The organism is Enterobacter sp. Crenshaw (assembly GCF_024734705.1).
Lineage (GTDB): Bacteria > Pseudomonadota > Gammaproteobacteria > Enterobacterales > Enterobacteriaceae > Enterobacter > Enterobacter asburiae_B.
On sequence record NZ_CP102932.1, the window covers coordinates 3,838,515 to 3,856,770 of the forward strand.

Sequence of the window (18,256 nt, forward strand, 5' to 3'; positions counted from 1 at the left end):
CTACACCTGCCCCACGTACAAATAGATCGCCAAAAAGTGGCATACGCTGCCGCCGAGCACAAAGCCGTGCCAGATGGCATGGTTGTATGGGATGCGCTTGCAGACGTAGAAAATCACGCCGAGCGAGTACACCACGCCGCCTAAGGCCAGAAGCGTCACGCCCCCTACCGACAGTTTGATTGCCAGTTGATACACCACAATCAGCGACAGCCAGCCCATTGTCAGATAGGTGACCAGTGACAGCACCTTAAACCGGTGCGCGATGGTCAGCTTAAACAGGATCCCCAGCAGCGCCAGGCTCCAGATAACAATCATCAGGCCACGCGACAGCGGTGAGTTGAGCCCCACCAGCAAAAACGGTGTGTAGGTGCCTGCAATCAGAAGATAGATAGCACAGTGGTCAAATTTCTTGAGCCACATCTTGGCCCGCTGATGCGGGATCGCGTGATACAGCGTCGACGCCAGGAACAGCAGGATCATACTCCCGCCATACAGGCTATAGCTGGTAATGGCCATCGCGCTGGCATTGGCGTCCACCGCCTGCACCAGTAATAACACTAAACCGACAATCCCAAACACCAGGCCAATGCCGTGGCTGATGCTGTTGGCTACTTCCTCAGCCAGCGAATATCCCTGTGCGATTAATGGTCTACTCACCATACAAAACTCCGGGAAAACAAAAGATGATTATTCATCGCATAACTATGCTAACTGAGAATGATTCCAGTGAACACCTGTTAGCTAAAATAAAGTTAAACATAACGTTTCTAAATTACAATCAGACAGTTACACTTTCATTTCAGCGAACGCGCGTTTCGATTTTAATTATAGACGTTTAAAATCAATCACATAAAACTGGTCCTGCTTCGGGTAGATCTCTGCGATCACGCTTTTCAATGCATCCAGGGTCATGTTCTCCTGTTCAGCATGTTTTTGCGTCAATGTGTCGAACGTAACGGTTGACGTTCCCGTTACTTCGATGGTGCAAAAATAACCATCATCCTCATAACGCCCCACCCGCAGGATATCGCCGGTTTTGAAATGGGATTCACTTTTATCCCGGATAGTGATGGTTTTACGCCCGGCCAGAATGTCGTTCTGAAAGCGCTGAAAAAAAGTGATGTCGTTTGGCTGCATGTTATTATTCCCTGAAGAAAAGTCTGATGAGTGAGTGTAGCCATTGTGAGCATGTTCTCCCATTCCGCCATTGCCAGTCTCAATAACCTGGAGATGATGGTCTACAACTATGTCATAAAAAATCGTGACAAAGTGATGTACATGACCATCCGCGAGCTGGCGGATGCGGCAGACGTCTCAACCACCACTATCCTGCGCTTTTGCCGCAAGCTTAACTGCGAAGGGTATTCTGAATTTCGGGTGCGCTTTAAGCTTTATCTTGAACAGAACGAGCCCCAGCAGGCGAATTTCGGTGCCAGCGAAATTATCAGCTTTTTTAAAAGCGTGAATAATGAAGAGTTCGACGCGCTATTAGATAAGGCGGTTGATATTATTTTATCGTCAGAGCGAATTATATTTGTCGGTGCCGGAACATCGGGTTCGCTGGCAAAATATGGCGCACGCTTCTTTTCTAATATCGGGAAATTCAGTAACCATATTGATGATCCTTATTTCCCGGTCACCAATGATATGGCGAAAAATGCGCTGGCGATTGTGCTTTCCGTCTCTGGCGAGACCGAGGAGATCCTGCGCTTTGCCAGCCAGTTCAGCCTGCATCACTGCAAGGTGCTCTCGATAACCAGCCATGAGCACTCGCGTCTCGCAAAACTGGCGGACTTTAATCTCTCCTGGCATGTTCCTCAGACGCGTATTGCAGGCGTCTACGACATCACCACGCAAATTCCCGTCATTTATATTCTGGAATCTCTCGGGCGTAAACTGGCGAAGAAACTCACAGAATAAAACACCCTGTTTTTTTGATGTGACAAATCACATTTACTGTGAATTGTTATATCGTGACATTCAATTTCGCTTTGCTAGACTCGATGCCAATAAGCCATTTATTGAGAAGAGCAGCGATGAAAAAATTAACCTTACCAAAAGATTTTTTATGGGGCGGCGCGGTTGCCGCTCACCAGGTTGAAGGCGGCTGGAACAAAGGCGGCAAAGGGCCAAGCATTTGTGACGTATTGACCGGCGGCGCGCACGGCGTGCCGCGCGAAATCACCCAGGAAGTAGTGCCGGGAAAATACTACCCAAACCACGAGGCCATCGACTTCCACGGCCACTATAAAGAAGACATCAAGCTGTTTGCCGAGATGGGTTTCAAGTGTTTCCGCACCTCTATCGCCTGGACGCGTATCTTCCCGAAAGGTGACGAAACGCAGCCAAACGAAGAGGGGCTGAAGTTCTACGACGACATGTTCGACGAGCTGCTGAAATACAACATCGAACCGGTGATCACCCTCTCCCACTTCGAAATGCCGCTGCACCTGGTGCAGGAGTACGGTAGCTGGACCAATCGTAAAGTGGTCGATTTCTTCGTGCGCTTCGCGGAAGTGGTGTTTGAGCGCTACAAAAACAAGGTCAAATACTGGATGACCTTCAACGAAATCAATAACCAGCGTAACTGGCGCGCGCCGCTGTTCGGTTACTGCTGCTCGGGCGTGGTCTATACCGAACATGAAAATCCGGAAGAGACCATGTACCAGGTCTTGCACCACCAGTTTGTGGCCAGCGCCCTGGCGGTGCAAGCCGCGCGCCGCATCAACCCGGAGATGAAGGTCGGCTGCATGCTGGCGATGGTGGCGCTCTATCCGTTCTCCTGCAAACCGGAAGACGTGATGTTCGCCCAGGAATCCATGCGCGAGCGCTATGTCTTTACCGACGTCCAGCTGCGGGGTTACTACCCGTCCTACGTGCTGAACGAGTGGGAGCGCCGTGGCTTCTCCATCAAAATGGAGACAGGCGACGAGCAGATCCTGCGTGAAGGTACCTGCGACTACTTAGGTTTCAGCTACTACATGACCAACGCGGTGAAAGCGGAAGGCGGTACCGGCGATGCGATTTCCGGTTTCGAAGGCAGCGTGCCGAACCCGCACGTGAAGGCGTCCGACTGGGGCTGGCAGATTGACCCGGTAGGCCTGCGCTATTCTCTGTGCGAACTGTACGAGCGTTATCAGAAACCGCTGTTTATCGTGGAAAACGGGTTCGGCGCCTACGATAAGGTGGAAGAAGACGGCAGCATCAACGACGACTACCGCATCGACTACCTGCGTGCCCACGTGGAAGAAATGATCAAAGCCGTGACGCACGACGGCGTGGATCTGATGGGCTATACGCCATGGGGCTGCATCGACTGCGTGTCGTTCACCACCGGCCAGTACAGCAAGCGCTACGGCTTTATCTACGTGAGCAAGCACGACGACGGCACGGGCGACATGTCGCGTTCCCGCAAGAAGAGCTTTAACTGGTATAAGGAAGTGATTGCCAGCAACGGCGAGAAACTTTAACGCCGTAACGCCGGGCGGCGCTACGCTTGCACCGGCCTACGATTGATCCCCCTCTCCCTTTGGGAGAGGGTTAGGGTGAGGGGTTTATTTCCCGCCAGCCAACTCTATAAAACTGCCCGTTACGTACGACGCCTTCTCGCTCAGCAGCCAGACAATCGCCTGCGCCACCTCTTCCGGCTGGCCGCCGCGCTGCATCGGCAGCAAGGATTTCACGCGATCCACCCGCCCCGGCTCTCCGCCGGACGCATGAATATCGGTATAAATCAGACCCGGACGTACGCAGTTGACGCGAATGCCCTGCGCCGCCACCTCCAGCGATAGCCCGGTTGTCAGCGAATCCACCGCCCCCTTGGACGCGGCATAATCCACATATTCACCCGGCGCGCCCAGGCGCGACGCGGCGGAAGAGACGTTCACTATCGCCCCACCCTTGCCGCCATGCCTGAAGGACATGCGTTTTACCGCTTCCCGGCAGCAGAGAAAGTAGCCCGTGACGTTGGTCGCCAGGACGCGGTTAATGCGCTCAGCGGAGAGGTTCTCGATAGTGGATTGCTCAAACAGAATCCCCGCATTATTGACCAGCGCACGAAGCGGCTCGCCTTCACGATCGAGGCTGTCAAACATCGCCAGCACCTGGGCTTCATCACTGATATCCGCGCGGACGGCAAACGCTTTACCTCCCGCATCCACAATCTGCTTGATGACGTCCGTCGCGGCTTTAATGTTGTGGTGATAGTTCACCGCCACGGTGTAGCCTTCGCGCGCCAGCTGCAGCGCGGTGGCTTTCCCAATGCCCCGGCTGGCGCCGGTGACCAGTGCTATTGCCATTTTCTTCTCCCAATAAAAAAGCCGGGTGGCGGCTTCGCCTTACCCGGCCTTTATGACTACACCAATAATATTACTGGTATTCGCTCATCGGCACGCAGGAGCAGAACAGGTTACGGTCGCCGTACACGTCATCAAGACGCTTCACGGTCGGCCAGTATTTGTTTGCCACGCCTGCCGGGAAGACCGCCAGCTCGCGGGAATAGCCGTGGTTCCACTCTGCCACTATTTCGTGCTGGGTGTGCGGAGCGTTAACCAGCGGGTTATCTTCCAGCGTCCATTCGCCGTCCTGCACGCGGTCGATCTCCATGCGGATCGCCAGCATTGCGTCGATAAAGCGGTCCAGCTCGGCCTTGCTTTCAGACTCGGTCGGCTCAACCATCAGCGTACCCGCAACCGGGAACGACATGGTTGGCGCGTGGAAGCCGTAGTCGATCAGGCGCTTGGCGATATCCAGCTCGCTGATGCCCGTCGCTTCTTTCAGAGGACGAATATCCAGGATGCACTCGTGCGCCACGCGACCGTCGCGGCCGGTATAGAGCACCGGGAAGGCAGACTTCAGGCGAGTCGCAATATAGTTGGCGTTCAGGATCGCCACCTGGCTCGCCTGCTTCAGCCCTTCCGCGCCCATCATGCGGATGTACATCCAGCTGATTGGCAGGATAGAGGCGCTACCGAACGGTGCCGCAGAAACCGCGCCCTGACGGGTCAGCATGCCTTCAATCTGCACTACGCTGTGGCCCGGTACAAACGGTGCCAGGTGCGCTTTCACGCCGATTGGGCCCATGCCCGGGCCGCCACCGCCGTGCGGGATGCAGAAGGTTTTGTGCAGGTTCAGGTGCGACACGTCCGCGCCGATAAAGCCCGGAGAGGTAATGCCCACCTGAGCGTTCATGTTCGCGCCGTCGAGGTAAACCTGACCGCCGTACTGGTGCACCACTTCGCACACTTCACGGATGGTCTCTTCGTACACGCCGTGGGTAGACGGGTAGGTCACCATGATGCAGGAGAGCTTGTCGCCCGCCTGCTCGGCTTTCGCACGCAGGTCGACCAGATCGATGTTGCCGTTCTTATCGCACGCTACCACCACCACTTCCATGCCCGCCATTTGGGCAGAGGCCGGGTTGGTACCGTGGGCGGAGCTTGGGATCAGGCAGATATCGCGGTGACCTTCGTTGCGGCTTTCGTGATAGTGACGGATCGCCAGCAGACCCGCGTATTCGCCCTGCGCGCCGGAGTTCGGCTGCATGCAGAGCGCGTCATAACCGGTCAGCTTCACCAGCCAGTCGGAAAGCTGGTTGATCATCATATGATAACCTTCCGCCTGCTCTGGCGGGCAGAACGGGTGCAGCTCGGAGAATTCAGGCCAGGTGATCGGGATCATCTCCGCTGCGGCGTTCAGCTTCATGGTGCAGGAGCCCAGCGGGATCATCGCCTGGTTCAGCGCCAGATCCTTGCGCTCCAGAGAGTGCATGTAGCGCATCATCTCAGTTTCGCTGTGATAGCGATTAAAGACCGGATGCGTCAGGATCGCATCGTTACGCAGCATGCTTTCCTGAATGGAGCGGCTGTCGAGCGCGACCTCTTTGTCGAGCGCATCAATGTCCAGACCGTGCGCGTCACCCAGCAACACGCTGAACAGGTTCAGGATATCGTCGCGGGTGGTGCTTTCATCCAGCGTAATGCCGACGGCGTTGTGGATGTCGCTGCGCAGGTTGATCTCTGCCGCATTCGCGCGCGCCAGCACGGCCGCTTTGTCCGCCACTTCCACACACAGGGTGTCGAAGTAGTGAGCGTGGCGCAGCTTAAGGCCTTTCTGCTGCAGACCGCAGGCCAGAATATCGGCCAGGCGGTGAATGCGGCTGGCAATGCGCTTCAGGCCTGCCGGGCCGTGGAACACGGCGTAGAGGCTGGCGATGTTTGCCAGCAGCACCTGGGAGGTACAGATGTTGGAGTTCGCTTTCTCGCGGCGGATGTGCTGCTCGCGGGTTTGCATCGCCATGCGCAGCGCGGTGTTACCGGCAGCGTCTTTTGAGACGCCGATAATGCGGCCTGGCATAGAGCGTTTGAATTCATCTTTCGCGCCGAAGAACGCCGCGTGCGGGCCGCCGTAGCCCATCGGCACGCCGAAGCGTTGCGCTGAACCGAATACGATATCCGCGCCCTGTTTACCCGGCGCCGTCAGCAGCACCAGCGCCATAAAATCGGCGGCAACGCTGACAACCACTTTGCGGGTTTTCAGCTCGGCAATCAGCGCGCCGTAGTCGTGAACTTCGCCGGTGGTGCCCACCTGCTGCAGCAGCACGCCGAAGACGTCCTGGTGATCCAGCACTTTGTCAGCGTCGTCGACGATCACGTCAAAGCCGAAGGTTTCCGCACGGGTGCGCACCACGTCCAGCGTCTGCGGATGCACGTCCGCCGCCACGAAGAAGCGGTTGGCATTTTTCAGCTTGCTCACGCGTTTGGCCATCGCCATTGCTTCGGCGGCAGCGGTCGCTTCATCCAGCAGCGAAGCGGAGGCGATGTCCATCCCGGTCAGATCCAGCGTCACCTGCTGGAAGTTCAGCAGCGCTTCCAGACGGCCCTGGGAGACTTCCGGCTGGTACGGGGTGTAAGCGGTGTACCAGCCCGGGTTTTCCAGCATGTTGCGCAGGATAACCGGCGGTAACTGCACGTTGGTGTAGCCCATGCCAATGTAAGACTTATAGCGCTTGTTCAGGCCTGCGATAGCCTTCAGCTCCGCCAGCGCGGCGAATTCCGTGGTGGCTTCCCCCACCTGAGGCGGCGTGGCAAGCTGGATGTCTTTTGGCACAATCTGGCCGATCAGTGCGTTTAATGAATCCGCGCCAACTGTCTTCAGCATCTCCTGCTGTTGCTGAGCATCCGGCCCAATGTGACGTTCAATGAAGGCGCCACGGTTTTCAAGCTGGCTTAAAGTCTGTGTCATGAGCGATGGTTCCTGAAACGTGCAGTGAATGTGTTGTCTCCCTCTCCCTTAGGGAGAGGGCTGGGGTGAGGGTATCGTCTGTTCCCCTCACCCTACCCTCTCCCCAAAGGGGAGAGGGATAATGGCTTACTCGTCTTCTAACAGTGCTTCGTACGCGGTCGCATCCAGCAGCGCGGCAACCTGAGATTCGTCGCTGGCTTTGATCTTGAAGATCCAGCCGCCTTCATAAGGCTCGCTGTTCACCAGCTCTGGCGAATCGCTCAGCGCGTCGTTGACGGCAACGATTTCACCGCTTACAGGAGCGTAGATATCAGATGCCGCTTTTACGGACTCCGCCACGGCGCAGTCGTCGCCCGCGCTAACGGTCGTGCCCACGTCAGGCAGGTCAACAAACACCATGTCGCCCAGCAGCTCTTGCGCGTGCTCGGTGATCCCTACGGTGTAAGTGCCGTCCGCCTCTTTGCGCAGCCACTCGTGTTCTTTGCTGTATTTCAGTTCTGCTGGCACATTGCTCATTGAAGTTCTCCTGATAAAAATGATTAGGCGACCGGCTTACCGGCGCGAACAAAAATCGGTTTGGTCACGTTGACCGGCATTTCGCGGTTGCGGATTTGTACCACCGCCGTTTCGCCAATGCCCGCCGGCACGCGTGCCAGTGCAATACTGTAGCCCAGCGTCGGGGAGAAGGTACCGCTGGTGATCACGCCTTCGCGAGGATTGCCGTCGGCATCGGTAAAGCGCACCGGCAGTTCACCGCGCAGCACGCCCTTCTCGGTCATCACCAGACCCACCAGCTGTTCAGTGCCCTTCTCGCGCTGCATCTCCAGCGCTTCGCGGCCAATAAAGTCACGGTCAGCCGGTTCCCATGCGATGGTCCAGCCCATGTTGGCGGCCAGCGGAGAGACGCCTTCATCCATCTCCTGACCGTAGAGGTTCATCCCCGCTTCCAGACGCAGCGTATCGCGCGCGCCCAGACCCGCAGGCTTCACGCCCGCTTCCACCAGCGCGCGCCAGAAATCAGCGGCCTTCTCGTTCGGCATCGCAATTTCGTAGCCCGCTTCACCGGTGTAGCCGGTGGTGGCGATAAACAGATCGCCCGCCTGCACGCCGAAGAACGGCTTCATGCCTTCGGTTGCTTTGCGCTGCTCGTCGTTAAACAGAGATGCGGCTTTCGCCTGCGCGTTCGGCCCCTGTACGGCGATCAGCGACAGATCGTCACGGACGGTGATGTCGATGGCATAAGGTTCGGCGTGTTGGGTGATCCAGGAGAGGTCTTTTTCGCGGGTGGCGGAGTTGACAACGAGGCGGAAGAAATCTTCAGTGAAGTAATAGACGATAAGGTCATCAATCACGCCGCCCGAGGCGTTCAGCATGCCGGTATAGAGCGCTTTACCCGGCGTTTTCAGTTTGGCGACGTCGTTTGCCAGCAGATAACGCAAAAACTCCCGGGTGCGGCTACCGCGCAGATCGACAATCGTCATGTGGGACACGTCGAACATACCGGCATCGGTGCGCACCGCGTGGTGCTCATCAATCTGCGAGCCGTAGTGCAGCGGCATCATCCAGCCATGGAAGTCCACCATGCGGGCGCCGCATAACACGTGTTGTTCGTACAAAGGAGTCTGTTGAGCCATCTTGTCCTCGTTGAAAAATTCACCGTGAAACCCGGTGTCGGCCCCGTTACCTGGCGCCGACGCAAACGTTCTCTTTTACCCGAACTTACCACCGAAACCGGCGGTTAACCATAAGGTAAAACGGGTCATCACATTAGCTTATGACCAAAAAACGCTAAAAAGCCTACAGAGTTATTCACTGGAAAAATGCGATTAACCCCGCACAAAATTAACAATGATCTAACAGGATTTAGCACATGGTGATATTTCATGCGGAAAAACGGGCCGAATTTCCGTAACATAAAATCCCGTAGATTAGATTTTCTAATGCGAAAAATGACGTGAAATTAGAATATTTCAAACGAGGGAATTTCCCCGGCGCAGAGGCCGGGAAAATAAAGTGTGACGGGGATCGAGATTAGCGTAACCAGTCGGGAAGATCGTTAAGACCCATCGCCTGGCGAAGAAGTTGAGGTTTGACGCCAGGAAGCGTATCGGCCAGTTTAAGACCAATATCGCGCAGCAGTTTTTTCGCCGGATTTGCGCCGGCAAACAGCTCGCGGAAGCCCTGCATGCCCGCCAGCATCATCGCCGCACTGTGCTTGCGGCTGCGCTCGTAGCGACGCAGGTAAAGATGCTGACCGATATCTTTGCCTTCGCGATGCAGGCGACGCAGTTCCTCAACCAGCTCCGCCGCGTCCATAAAGCCAAGGTTGACGCCCTGCCCGGCCAGCGGATGAATGGTATGCGCCGCATCCCCCACCAGCGCCAGACGGTGCGCCGCAAACTGACGCGCGTAGCGGCCGGTTAACGGGAACACCTGCCGCTCGCTTTCAAGGGTGCACAAGCCAAGGCGGTTATCAAACGCCATGCACAGCGCCTGGTTAAAGGCATCCGGCGTCGCCTCCTCCATCAGCTGGGCTTTTTCAGGCACCAGGGACCAGACAATCGAGCACAGGTGCGGATCGGCAAGCGGCAGGAACGCCAGAATGCCGTCGTTGTGGAAAATCTGCCGCGCCACGCCGCCGTGCGGCTCCTCGGTACGGATCGTCGCAACCAGAGCGTGATGACGATAGTCCCAGAAGGTCAGCGGGATATCGGCTTTATTCCGCAGCCAGGAGTTCGCACCGTCAGCACCGACCACCAGACGCGCGGTCAGCATGTCGCCGCTCTGTAAGGTGATAAACGCCTCGTTTTCACCCCACGCCACCTGCTGGATCTGCGCAGGCGCAATCAGCGTCACGTCGCTGCAGTGCTGTGCTTTCTGCCACAGCGCGTGGTGGATCACCGCGTTTTCGACGATATGACCCAGATGGCTGTAACCCATGCTTTCATCATCAAAAGCAATATGACCAAAGCTGTCTTTATCCCACACTTCCATGCCGTGATAGCAGCTGGCGCGCTGCGCCACAATATCTGCCCAGACGCCAAGGTGCGTCAGCAATTTCTCGCTGGCGGCATTGATCGCCGAGACGCGGAGTTCCGGCGGGGCATCTGGTGCAACGGGCTGAGGCTGCTTTTGCTCCAGCACCGCCACGCGCAGGCCGCTGCCCTGTAAACCACAGGCCAGAGCCAGTCCGACCATACCGCCGCCAACGATGGCGACATCAACATTTTGCACGGTGATAACTCCTTAACGCGCGACCCAACCAAGAGTCCGCTGCGCCAGCACGTCACGTGCCGGAATGAATAATTCCATCGCCATTAGCCCGAGGTTGCGACCCGCAACCAGCGGTGCCCAGCGATTGGCAAAAAGATGGACTAAGCCGTCGGTGACGCCAATCGTCGCCTCTTTATCCGCCTGGCGGCGCTTCTGGTAATGGCTGAGCACCGAATAAGCGCCACAGTCTTTTTGTTCGCCCCATGCCTGAGACAGGGTTTCCGCCAGGCTCATGACATCCCGCAGGCCAAGGTTGAACCCCTGCCCCGCGATGGGGTGCAGCGTCTGCGCGGCATTACCGACAAGCGCCAGACGATGCGAGATGGACTGAGAGGCAGTAGTCAGCGAAAGCGGGTAAATCGCCCGCTGTCCAGCATGGGTAATACGCCCCAGCCGCCAGCCAAAGGCTTTCTGCAGCTCGGTACAAAAACGTTCGTCTGACCAGGCTTTAACCTCTTCGGCCTTATCCTGCGGGTGACACCAGACCAGGGAACAGCGCCCGTCCGACATCGGCAGCATCGCCAGCGGGCCATGCTGCGTAAAGCGTTCAAACGCCCTGCCGTGGTGTTCAGCTGCGGTCGCGACGTTCGCAATGACCGCAACCTGCCCGTAAGGCTGCTGACGCCACTCAACGCCGCACTGGGCGCCGAGCGATGAGCGCGAGCCGTCCGCGGCGACCAGAAGCTGGCCTTCAAGCACGGTACCGTTTTCCAGCGTCACGCTGACCGACGCCTCACTGCGGCTCACGCTGGCCACGCGCGCCGGACAATGCAGCGTGACGCCCGGCGCATCCTGGAGCAGACGAAACAGACGCAATCCGACGTCGTGCAGCTCGACAACCTGACCCAGCGCGTCAATGCGGTAATCCTGCGCGTCCAGCGTGACAAAGCCAGCATGGCCGCGATCGCTTACGTGAACGGTTTTAATTGCCGTCGCGCAATCGGCGATGGCCTGCCAGATGCCAATACGGGACAGCTGCTGGCAGGTACCCTGCGCCAGGGCAATAGCGCGGGAATCAAAACCGGGATGATTTTTTGCCTGCGGCGCGACGGCTTCCACCAGGTGCACCGGAAGCTGTCCCTTCGACAAATGCGAAATGGCCAGCGCCAGCGTGGCCCCGGTCATGCCGCCGCCAACGATAATCACGCTCATGCGCGTGCCGCTGCCATCAGCGCCTCGATATCGTCAGCGTTTTTCACGACGCTCGCGGTCAGGTTTTCGTTACCGGTTTCGGTGATCACGATGTCGTCTTCGATGCGAATGCCAATCCCGCGATACTCTTCAGGCACGTCGGCATCCGGTGCGATATACAGGCCTGGCTCCACGGTTAACACCATGCCCGGCTCCAGCACGCGCGAACGGTCGGTGCCGTACGCGCCAACGTCATGCACATCCAGCCCCAGCCAGTGGCTCAGGCCGTGCATGAAATACGGTCGATGCGCATTTTCAGCGATCAGGATATCGACCTCCCCTTTCAGGATCCCGAGCCTGACCAGACCGGTAATCATGATGCGCACCACTTCGCCGGTCACTTCCTGCATGGAGGTACCGGGACGATACAGCCTGAGCGCCGTCTCAAGCGATTCCAGGACAATGTCATAAATGGCGCGCTGTGCCGGTGAGAATTTACCGTTCACCGGGAAGGTACGGGTGATGTCCCCTGCGTAGCCCTGGTATTCGCAACCGGCGTCAATCAGGACCAGATCGCCGTCGCGCAGCGCGCTTTCGTTTTCGGTGTAGTGCAGAATGCAGCCGTTTTCTCCGCCGCCAACAATGGTGTTGTAGGAGGGATAACGCGCGCCGTGGCGGTTAAATTCGTGATGAATTTCGCCTTCCAGTTGGTATTCGAACATCCCGGGACGGCACTTTTCCATGGCGCGGGTGTGCGCCAGGGCGCTGATTTCGCCCGCACGACGCATCAAATTCAGCTCTTCTTCAGACTTGAACAGGCGCATTTCATGCACCACCGGACGCCAGTCCGTCAGCGTGGCCGGCGCGGACAGGTTCTGCCGCGAGCCTTTGCGCAGCTTATCCAGCGCGGTGAAAACAATCTCATCGGCGTAGGCATATTCACCCTGCGCGTGATAGAGCACGTCTAGGCCGTTAAGCAGCTGATAGAGCTGCTGGTTGATTTCGCTAAACGCCAGCGCGCGGTCAACGCCCAGCTTCGCCGGTGCGGCCTCCTGGCCCAGGCGGCGGCCAAACCAGATTTCGGCCGTTAGATCGCGCACACGGTTGAAAATCACGCTGTGGTTGTGGGTGTCATTGCTCTTAATCAGCACCAGCACCGCTTCCGGCTCGTTAAAGCCGGTGAAGTACCAGAAGTCGCTGCTCTGGCGATAGGGATATTCGCTGTCGGCGCTGCGCGTGACTTCGGGTGCAGCAAAAATCAGCGCGGCGCTGCCCGGCTGCATTGTTGCCAGCAGCGCCTGACGGCGGCGGGAATACTCTTGACTCGAGATAACCATGACACCCTCCTGTGCGTTATTTTTCTTAATGTAAGGTTGGCTTGCGGACTTCCGGCGCGGTCGGCTGAGAGCGCGTGAAGTTGTCGTGGCACAGCAGAGCCGCCACGCGCACGTACTCGATAATCTCTTCAAGAGACATTTCCAGCTCTTCCTGGTCTTCGTCTTCATCGTAGCCGAGCTGGGCAATGTTACGCAGGTCGTCAATCGCTTCACCCGCTTCGCCGGTCACTTTATCCAGTTTAGGCTGCGTCACGCCCAGCCCCAGCAGATAGTGGTTTACCCAGCCGGCCAGCGCATCGGCGCGATCGAACACGCTGACGTCGTCGCCTTCAGGCAGATAAAGCTGAAAAAGGAAGCCATCGTCTTCCAGCGAATCGCTGGTTGCGGCGTGCATTTTACGCAGCGCTTCCGCCAGCTCGTGACCAAACGCCAGCCCTTCATTGGTGAGGTCGTGGATCAGCGGCTGCCATGAGCTGTCGCTGTTTCCGCCGCACAGCATGCCACTGATCAGACCGTGCATTTCGGCAGGGGTTAAACCGACTCCCTGCTGGTTCAGTAACTGGTTTAAATCCTTGTAACCAGGCATTTCGTTCTGTATAGACATGAGCATTCGTCATCAAAGGGGGGAAGTTTCATGATATGCTACCACTTTGGACCCTGGTGATACCAGAAAAGGGCTTGTATCTTCACATCAGGGTAGCTATAGTGTCGCCCCTTCGCAGCCCCCGGGGCAGTAAGCGAAGGCAGCGCAGTCAATCAGCAGGAAGGTGGCATGTCTGCACAACCCGTCGATCTCCAGATTTTTGGCCGTTCACTGCGAGTGAATTGTCCGCCTGAACAAAGGGATGCTTTGAATCAGGCAGCGGACGATTTGAATCAGCGGTTGCAAGATCTAAAAGAACGCACTAGAGTCACAAATACTGAGCAGCTGGTTTTCATCGCCGCGTTGAACATCAGCTATGAACTGACTCAGGAAAAAGCAAAGACCCGCGACTACGCGGCAAGCATGGAGCAGCGCATTAAAATGCTCCAGCAGACCATAGAACAGGCATTGCTTGATCAAGGTCGCAATCCCGAAAGACCGGGACCAAAGTTTGAATAACACTTCTCAGTTGACTATGGTAGAGTAACTGTGAAGACAAAATTTCTCTGAGATGTTCGCAAGCGGGCCAGTCCCCTGAGCCGATATTTCATACCACAAGAATGTGGCGCTCCATGGTTGGTGAGCATGCTCGGTCCGTCCGAGAAGCCTTAAAACTATGACGACACATTCACCTTGAACCAAGGGTTCAAGGGTTACAGCCTGCGGCGGCATCTCGGAGATTCCCTCTCTTTTCTTCTACCGACTACCATGACCCAATTCCCTGAAGTTTCTGCTTCACGCCAGGACATCCGTCAGTTAATTCGTCAGCGCCGCCGTGCGTTAACCGCCGATCAGCAAGCGCATTTTGCCCAGCAGGCCGCCGCCCGTATGATGGCGTATCCCCCTGTCGTGATGGCGCACACCGTTGCGCTGTTTCTGTCATTTGATGGAGAACTGGATACCCAACCGCTGATAGAGCAGCTCTGGCGCGCCGGGAAGAAGGTCTATCTGCCGGTGCTGCACCCGTTCAGCGAAGGTAATTTGCTGTTTCTGCACTATCACCCCCACAGCGAGCTGGTGGTGAATCGCCTGAAAATCACCGAGCCGAAACTCGACGTGCGCGACGTGCTCCCGCTGTCACAGCTGGATGTGCTGATCACGCCGCTGGTGGCGTTTGATGAACAGGGCCAGCGTTTAGGGATGGGCGGCGGTTTTTACGACCGGACGCTGCAAAACTGGCAGCAGTACGGGTTGCAGCCGGTGGGTTATGCGCATGATTGTCAGGGTGTGGAGGCGTTGCCGGTGGAGAAGTGGGATGTGCCGTTGCCGGCGGTAGTGACGCCATCAAAGTTGTGGGAGTGGTGAATCAAACGTGCGGCCTGATGCCCTCACCCCAGCCCTCTCCCACAGGGAGAGGGTGAAAACATAAAAAACGGTAACTATCGTTACCGTTTTGCATTTATCTCGCACCATCAGTACAGCAGACGCGCGCGAATCGTCCCTTGAATCGCCTTCATGCTCTGCAGCGCTTTCTCAGCAACATCGTCATCCGCTTCGATATCAATGACCACGTAGCCCATCTGCGAGTTCGTTTGCAGATACTGCGCGGCAATGTTGACGCCCTGCTCGGCAAAGATCTGGTTGATCGCGGTCAGCACGCCCGGACGGTTTTCGTGGATGTGCAGCAGGCGACGACCACCGTGCAGCGGCAGAGACACTTCCGGGAAGTTCACGGCAGAGAGCGTAGAACCGTTGTCGGAATATTTGCTCAGCTTACCCGCCACTTCCAGACCGATATTCTCCTGCGCTTCCTGGGTAGAGCCGCCGATGTGCGGCGTCAGGATCACGTTGTCGAACTCGCACAGCGGAGAGGTAAACGGATCGCTGTTGGTCGCTGGCTCCGTCGGGAAGACGTCTATGGCCGCGCCCGCCAGGTGCTTACGCTTCAGCGCATCCGCCAGGGCCGGGATATCGACAACCGTGCCGCGCGCGGCGTTGATCAGCAGTGAGCCCGGCTTCATCAGCGCCAGCTCTTCCGCGCCCATCATGTTTTTGGTGGACGCATTTTCCGGCACGTGCAGGCTCACCACGTCGCTCATGTTCAGCAGGTCAGAAAGGTGTTGAACCTGGGTAGCGTTACCCAGCGGCAGCTTGCTTTCGATATCGTAGAAAAACACGTGCATACCCAGGGATTCCGCCAGAATACCGAGCTGCGTACCGATGTGGCCGTAACCGATAATCCCAAGTTTTTTACCACGCGCTTCGAAAGAACCGGACGCCAGCTTGTTCCACACGCCGCGGTGCGCCTTGGCGTTCGCTTCAGGAATGCCGCGCAGCAGCAGCAGCAGTTCGCCAATCACCAGCTCCGCCACGGAACGGGTGTTGGAGAACGGGGCGTTGAAGACGGGAATACCGCGTTTGGCGGCGGCATTCAGGTCAACCTGGTTGGTACCGATGCAGAAGCAGCCGATAGCCACCAGCTTTTCCGCCGCGGCAATAACCTCTTCAGTCAGGTGAGTACGGGATCGCAGGCCAATGAAGTGGGCATCACGGATGGACGCTTTCAGCTCTTCGGTATCGAGCGCGCCTTTGTGAAATTCGATGTTGGTGTAACCTGCCGCACGAAGGCTATCGATTGCTTTTTGATGCACGCCCTCGACCAGCAGGAATTTAATCTTGTCTTTCTCCAGTGATACCTTTGCCATTTACCCGACCCTGTTTTTGTCTGAACTGATGTTGTGCTGGATATGAATCCGCTGTAGCCAACATATCAAAAAAAACTATTGCAGCAATATGAACGTTTGCGTCGGCACTCTGAAGAAAAGTCATACAGAGCAAAATGTCAGAGGAAAATGCTATGGAAATTTACAAACGCGGCAGGATCGGCAAAAGAGGCGTAAAAACGTGACACAAGTCACCGAATTTAGCTTTTCAAAAATTTTTTAGCGGGGGGAGGACTCCCCCCCGTCAGATCATTTTACGATGGTTTTCACGCCGTCAGCGGTGCCGATCAGCGCCACATCCGCGCCACGGTTGGCGAATAGCCCTACGGTCACTACGCCTGGAATACCGTTGATGGCATTTTCAAGCGCAATCGCGTCAAGAATTTCCAGACCGTGAACGTCGAGGATCACGTTACCGTTGTCGGTGACGACGCCCTGACGGTATTCCGGACGACCGCCCAGCTTCACCAGCTGACGGGCAACCGCGCTACGCGCCATTGGGATCACTTCGACCGGCAGTGGGAAATTACCCAGAATGTCGACCTGCTTGGAGGCGTCCGCGATGCAGATGAACTTGTCCGCAACGGAGGCGATGATCTTCTCGCGCGTCAGCGCCGCGCCGCCGCCTTTGATCATCTGCATGTGGCCGTTGATTTCATCCGCACCATCAACGTAAATCCCCAGACGATCCACTTCGTTGAGATCGAAAACGGTAATGCCGAGGCTTTTCAGCTTTTCCGTGGAAGCATCAGAGCTGGAAACCGCGCCCTCGATTTGCCCCTTCATCGTGCCCAGCGCATCGATAAAGTGTGCCGCGGTTGATCCCGTACCGACACCAACAATGGTACCCGGCTGCACGTACTGGAGAGCGGCCCATCCTACTGCTTTTTTCAGTTCATCCTGCGTCATGATCGTTTTGCCTGTGGTGTGAAAACTCAGGGCGCATTATAGAACACGTCGAATGGAATTCGTCTGCCACGAAGGGAAAATTGTGTCATAGTGCAGAATAAGCAAAATTAGGGAGCCAGCCAGAGCAATGAAACGTCCGGACTACAGAACACTACAGGCACTTGATGCAGTTATTCGTGAACGCGGTTTTGAGCGCGCGGCGCAAAAGCTTTGCATCACCCAGTCCGCCGTATCACAGCGTATCAAACAGCTTGAAAACATGTTCGGCCAGCCGCTGCTGGTGCGTACCGTGCCGCCACGTCCAACCGAGCAAGGGCAAAAACTTCTCGCCCTGCTGCGCCAGGTTGAACTGCTGGAAGACGAGTGGCTGGGTGACGAACAAACGGGCTCTACGCCGCTGCTGCTCTCTCTGGCGGTCAACGCCGACAGCCTGGCAACCTGGCTGCTGCCGGCCCTTGCGCCGGTATTAGCGGATTCCCCTATCCGTCTGAATTTACAGGTTGAAGATGAAACCCGTACCCAGGAGCGCCTGCGTCGCGGTGAAGTGGTTGGGGCAGTCAGTATTCAGCCTCAGGCGCTGCCAAGCTGTCTTGTCGATCAGCTGGGCGCGCTGGACTACCTGTTTGTGGGTTCAAAAGCCTTTGCCGAGCGCTACTTCCCGAACGGCGTCACCCGCGCCGCGCTGCTGAAAGCCCCTGCCGTGGCGTTCGACCATCTGGACGATATGCATCAGGCGTTCCTGCAGCAAAACTTCGATCTGCCGCCGGGCAGCGTGCCGTGCCATATCGTCAACTCGTCTGAAGCCTTTGTGCAGCTTGCGCGTCAGGGCACCACCTGCTGCATGATCCCGCATCTGCAGATTGAGAAAGAGTTGAAAAGCGGTGAGCTGATTGACCTCACGCCGGGGCTGTATCAGCGCCGGATGCTCTACTGGCACCGGTTTGCGCCAGAAAGCCGCATGATGCGCAACGTCACCGACGCGCTGCTGGCGTACGGGCACAAGGTGTTGAGACAGGATTAATCGATTGAATTCCCTCTCCCTGCGGGAGAGGGTTAGG

At 56.9% G+C, this 18,256-nt stretch carries 17 protein-coding genes and 1 other RNA gene; 6 read left to right on the plus strand and 12 right to left on the minus strand.

All coding sequences use genetic code 11. From position 1 onward, the window contains the following. Both NWV12_RS18185 and yqfB read right to left on the minus strand, forming a co-directional pair. Positions 1-660, minus strand: coding sequence for a hemolysin III family protein (locus NWV12_RS18185; RefSeq protein WP_033146591.1), 660 nt, complete (start codon positions 658-660; stop codon positions 1-3). Between the two features lie 165 nt (positions 661-825). Continuing rightward, positions 826-1,137, minus strand: coding sequence for a N(4)-acetylcytidine aminohydrolase (yqfB, locus tag NWV12_RS18190; protein ID WP_048980550.1), 312 nt, complete (start codon positions 1,135-1,137; stop codon positions 826-828). 51 nt (positions 1,138-1,188) lie between these two features. Here yqfB and NWV12_RS18195 point away from each other — a divergent pair, with 51 nt between their 5' ends. Together NWV12_RS18195 and bglA are read left to right on the plus strand one after the other, a co-directional pair. Further along, on the plus strand, positions 1,189-1,920 hold the full coding sequence (locus tag NWV12_RS18195; protein ID WP_032660101.1) for a MurR/RpiR family transcriptional regulator: 732 nt from the start codon (positions 1,189-1,191) through the stop codon (positions 1,918-1,920). Between the two features lie 116 nt (positions 1,921-2,036). Further along, on the plus strand, positions 2,037-3,470 hold the full coding sequence (gene bglA / locus NWV12_RS18200; protein WP_048980547.1) for a 6-phospho-beta-glucosidase BglA: 1,434 nt from the start codon (positions 2,037-2,039) through the stop codon (positions 3,468-3,470). Positions 3,471-3,554: 84 nt separating this feature from the next. Here the strand turns inward: bglA and NWV12_RS18205 are convergent, their stop codons facing one another. From NWV12_RS18205 to NWV12_RS18240, 8 genes are all read right to left on the minus strand, one after another. Then, positions 3,555-4,298, minus strand: a complete 744-nt coding sequence (locus NWV12_RS18205) for an SDR family oxidoreductase (RefSeq protein ID WP_029739206.1) — start codon at positions 4,296-4,298, stop codon at positions 3,555-3,557. A 70-nt stretch (positions 4,299-4,368) separates the two neighbouring features. Next, the gene (gene gcvP / locus NWV12_RS18210; RefSeq protein WP_048980545.1) at positions 4,369-7,242 is read right to left on the minus strand and encodes an aminomethyl-transferring glycine dehydrogenase; all 2,874 of its coding nucleotides are present in this window, start codon (positions 7,240-7,242) and stop codon (positions 4,369-4,371) included. Positions 7,243-7,368: 126 nt separating this feature from the next. After that, positions 7,369-7,758, minus strand: a complete 390-nt coding sequence (gcvH, locus tag NWV12_RS18215; RefSeq protein ID WP_008499718.1) for a glycine cleavage system protein GcvH — start codon at positions 7,756-7,758, stop codon at positions 7,369-7,371. 23 nt (positions 7,759-7,781) lie between these two features. Beyond that, the gene (gcvT, locus tag NWV12_RS18220; protein WP_029739208.1) at positions 7,782-8,876 is read right to left on the minus strand and encodes a glycine cleavage system aminomethyltransferase GcvT; all 1,095 of its coding nucleotides are present in this window, start codon (positions 8,874-8,876) and stop codon (positions 7,782-7,784) included. A 397-nt stretch (positions 8,877-9,273) separates the two neighbouring features. Then, positions 9,274-10,476: an FAD-dependent 2-octaprenylphenol hydroxylase gene (gene ubiI, locus NWV12_RS18225; protein WP_048979358.1), complete on the minus strand. Its 1,203-nt coding sequence runs from the start codon at positions 10,474-10,476 to the stop codon at positions 9,274-9,276. A gap of 12 nt (positions 10,477-10,488) precedes the next feature. Next, a complete protein-coding gene (gene ubiH / locus NWV12_RS18230; RefSeq protein ID WP_048979360.1) occupies positions 10,489-11,667 on the minus strand; it encodes a 2-octaprenyl-6-methoxyphenyl hydroxylase in 1,179 nt (392 codons plus the stop codon). After that, on the minus strand, positions 11,664-12,977 hold the full coding sequence (pepP, locus tag NWV12_RS18235) for a Xaa-Pro aminopeptidase (protein ID WP_094935401.1): 1,314 nt from the start codon (positions 12,975-12,977) through the stop codon (positions 11,664-11,666). The genes ubiH and pepP overlap by 4 nt, the downstream gene beginning before the upstream one ends. A 31-nt stretch (positions 12,978-13,008) precedes the next feature. Then, a complete protein-coding gene (locus NWV12_RS18240; protein WP_029739212.1) occupies positions 13,009-13,587 on the minus strand; it encodes a YecA family protein in 579 nt (192 codons plus the stop codon). A gap of 168 nt (positions 13,588-13,755) precedes the next feature. Here NWV12_RS18240 and zapA point away from each other — a divergent pair, with 168 nt between their 5' ends. The 3 genes from zapA (at position 13,756) to NWV12_RS18255 (ending at position 14,931) form a co-directional block, all read left to right on the plus strand. Further along, positions 13,756-14,085 (plus strand): cell division protein ZapA, encoded by a 330-nt coding sequence (gene zapA / locus NWV12_RS18245; protein WP_006811891.1) that lies wholly within the window; start codon positions 13,756-13,758, stop codon positions 14,083-14,085. Positions 14,086-14,126: 41 nt separating this feature from the next. Further along, positions 14,127-14,310: non-coding RNA, 6S RNA (ssrS, locus tag NWV12_RS18250), on the plus strand. A 24-nt stretch (positions 14,311-14,334) separates the two neighbouring features. Then, on the plus strand, positions 14,335-14,931 hold the full coding sequence (locus tag NWV12_RS18255) for a 5-formyltetrahydrofolate cyclo-ligase (RefSeq protein WP_032660084.1): 597 nt from the start codon (positions 14,335-14,337) through the stop codon (positions 14,929-14,931). Positions 14,932-15,038: 107 nt separating this feature from the next. On the opposite strand, the gene serA is transcribed toward NWV12_RS18255, so the two are convergent. Beyond that, complete coding sequence (gene serA, locus NWV12_RS18260; RefSeq protein ID WP_023333318.1) at positions 15,039-16,271, minus strand: phosphoglycerate dehydrogenase; 1,233 nt, start codon at positions 16,269-16,271, stop codon at positions 15,039-15,041. A gap of 267 nt (positions 16,272-16,538) precedes the next feature. Further along, positions 16,539-17,198, minus strand: coding sequence for a ribose-5-phosphate isomerase RpiA (gene rpiA / locus NWV12_RS18265; protein ID WP_003860091.1), 660 nt, complete (start codon positions 17,196-17,198; stop codon positions 16,539-16,541). 127 nt (positions 17,199-17,325) lie between these two features. Between rpiA and argP the strand changes: the two genes are divergently transcribed. Then, positions 17,326-18,219 (plus strand): DNA-binding transcriptional regulator ArgP, encoded by an 894-nt coding sequence (gene argP / locus NWV12_RS18270; RefSeq protein WP_008499727.1) that lies wholly within the window; start codon positions 17,326-17,328, stop codon positions 18,217-18,219. The last annotated feature ends 37 nt before the right edge of the window (positions 18,220-18,256 follow it).

Coding starts and splice junctions, on each gene's coding strand:
- NWV12_RS18185 (WP_033146591.1), bottom strand. CDS start 660: ATGGTGAGTAGACCATTAATCGCACAGGGATATTCGCTGGCTGAGGAA.
- yqfB (WP_048980550.1), bottom strand. CDS start 1,137: ATGCAGCCAAACGACATCACTTTTTTTCAGCGCTTTCAGAACGACATT.
- NWV12_RS18195 (WP_032660101.1), top strand. CDS start 1,189: ATGTTCTCCCATTCCGCCATTGCCAGTCTCAATAACCTGGAGATGATG.
- bglA (WP_048980547.1), top strand. CDS start 2,037: ATGAAAAAATTAACCTTACCAAAAGATTTTTTATGGGGCGGCGCGGTT.
- NWV12_RS18205 (WP_029739206.1), bottom strand. CDS start 4,298: ATGGCAATAGCACTGGTCACCGGCGCCAGCCGGGGCATTGGGAAAGCC.
- gcvP (WP_048980545.1), bottom strand. CDS start 7,242: ATGACACAGACTTTAAGCCAGCTTGAAAACCGTGGCGCCTTCATTGAA.
- gcvH (WP_008499718.1), bottom strand. CDS start 7,758: ATGAGCAATGTGCCAGCAGAACTGAAATACAGCAAAGAACACGAGTGG.
- gcvT (WP_029739208.1), bottom strand. CDS start 8,876: ATGGCTCAACAGACTCCTTTGTACGAACAACACGTGTTATGCGGCGCC.
- ubiH (WP_048979360.1), bottom strand. CDS start 11,667: ATGAGCGTGATTATCGTTGGCGGCGGCATGACCGGGGCCACGCTGGCG.
- NWV12_RS18240 (WP_029739212.1), bottom strand. CDS start 13,587: ATGTCTATACAGAACGAAATGCCTGGTTACAAGGATTTAAACCAGTTA.
- zapA (WP_006811891.1), top strand. CDS start 13,756: ATGTCTGCACAACCCGTCGATCTCCAGATTTTTGGCCGTTCACTGCGA.
- NWV12_RS18255 (WP_032660084.1), top strand. CDS start 14,335: ATGACCCAATTCCCTGAAGTTTCTGCTTCACGCCAGGACATCCGTCAG.
- serA (WP_023333318.1), bottom strand. CDS start 16,271: ATGGCAAAGGTATCACTGGAGAAAGACAAGATTAAATTCCTGCTGGTC.
- rpiA (WP_003860091.1), bottom strand. CDS start 17,198: ATGACGCAGGATGAACTGAAAAAAGCAGTAGGATGGGCCGCTCTCCAG.
- argP (WP_008499727.1), top strand. CDS start 17,326: ATGAAACGTCCGGACTACAGAACACTACAGGCACTTGATGCAGTTATT.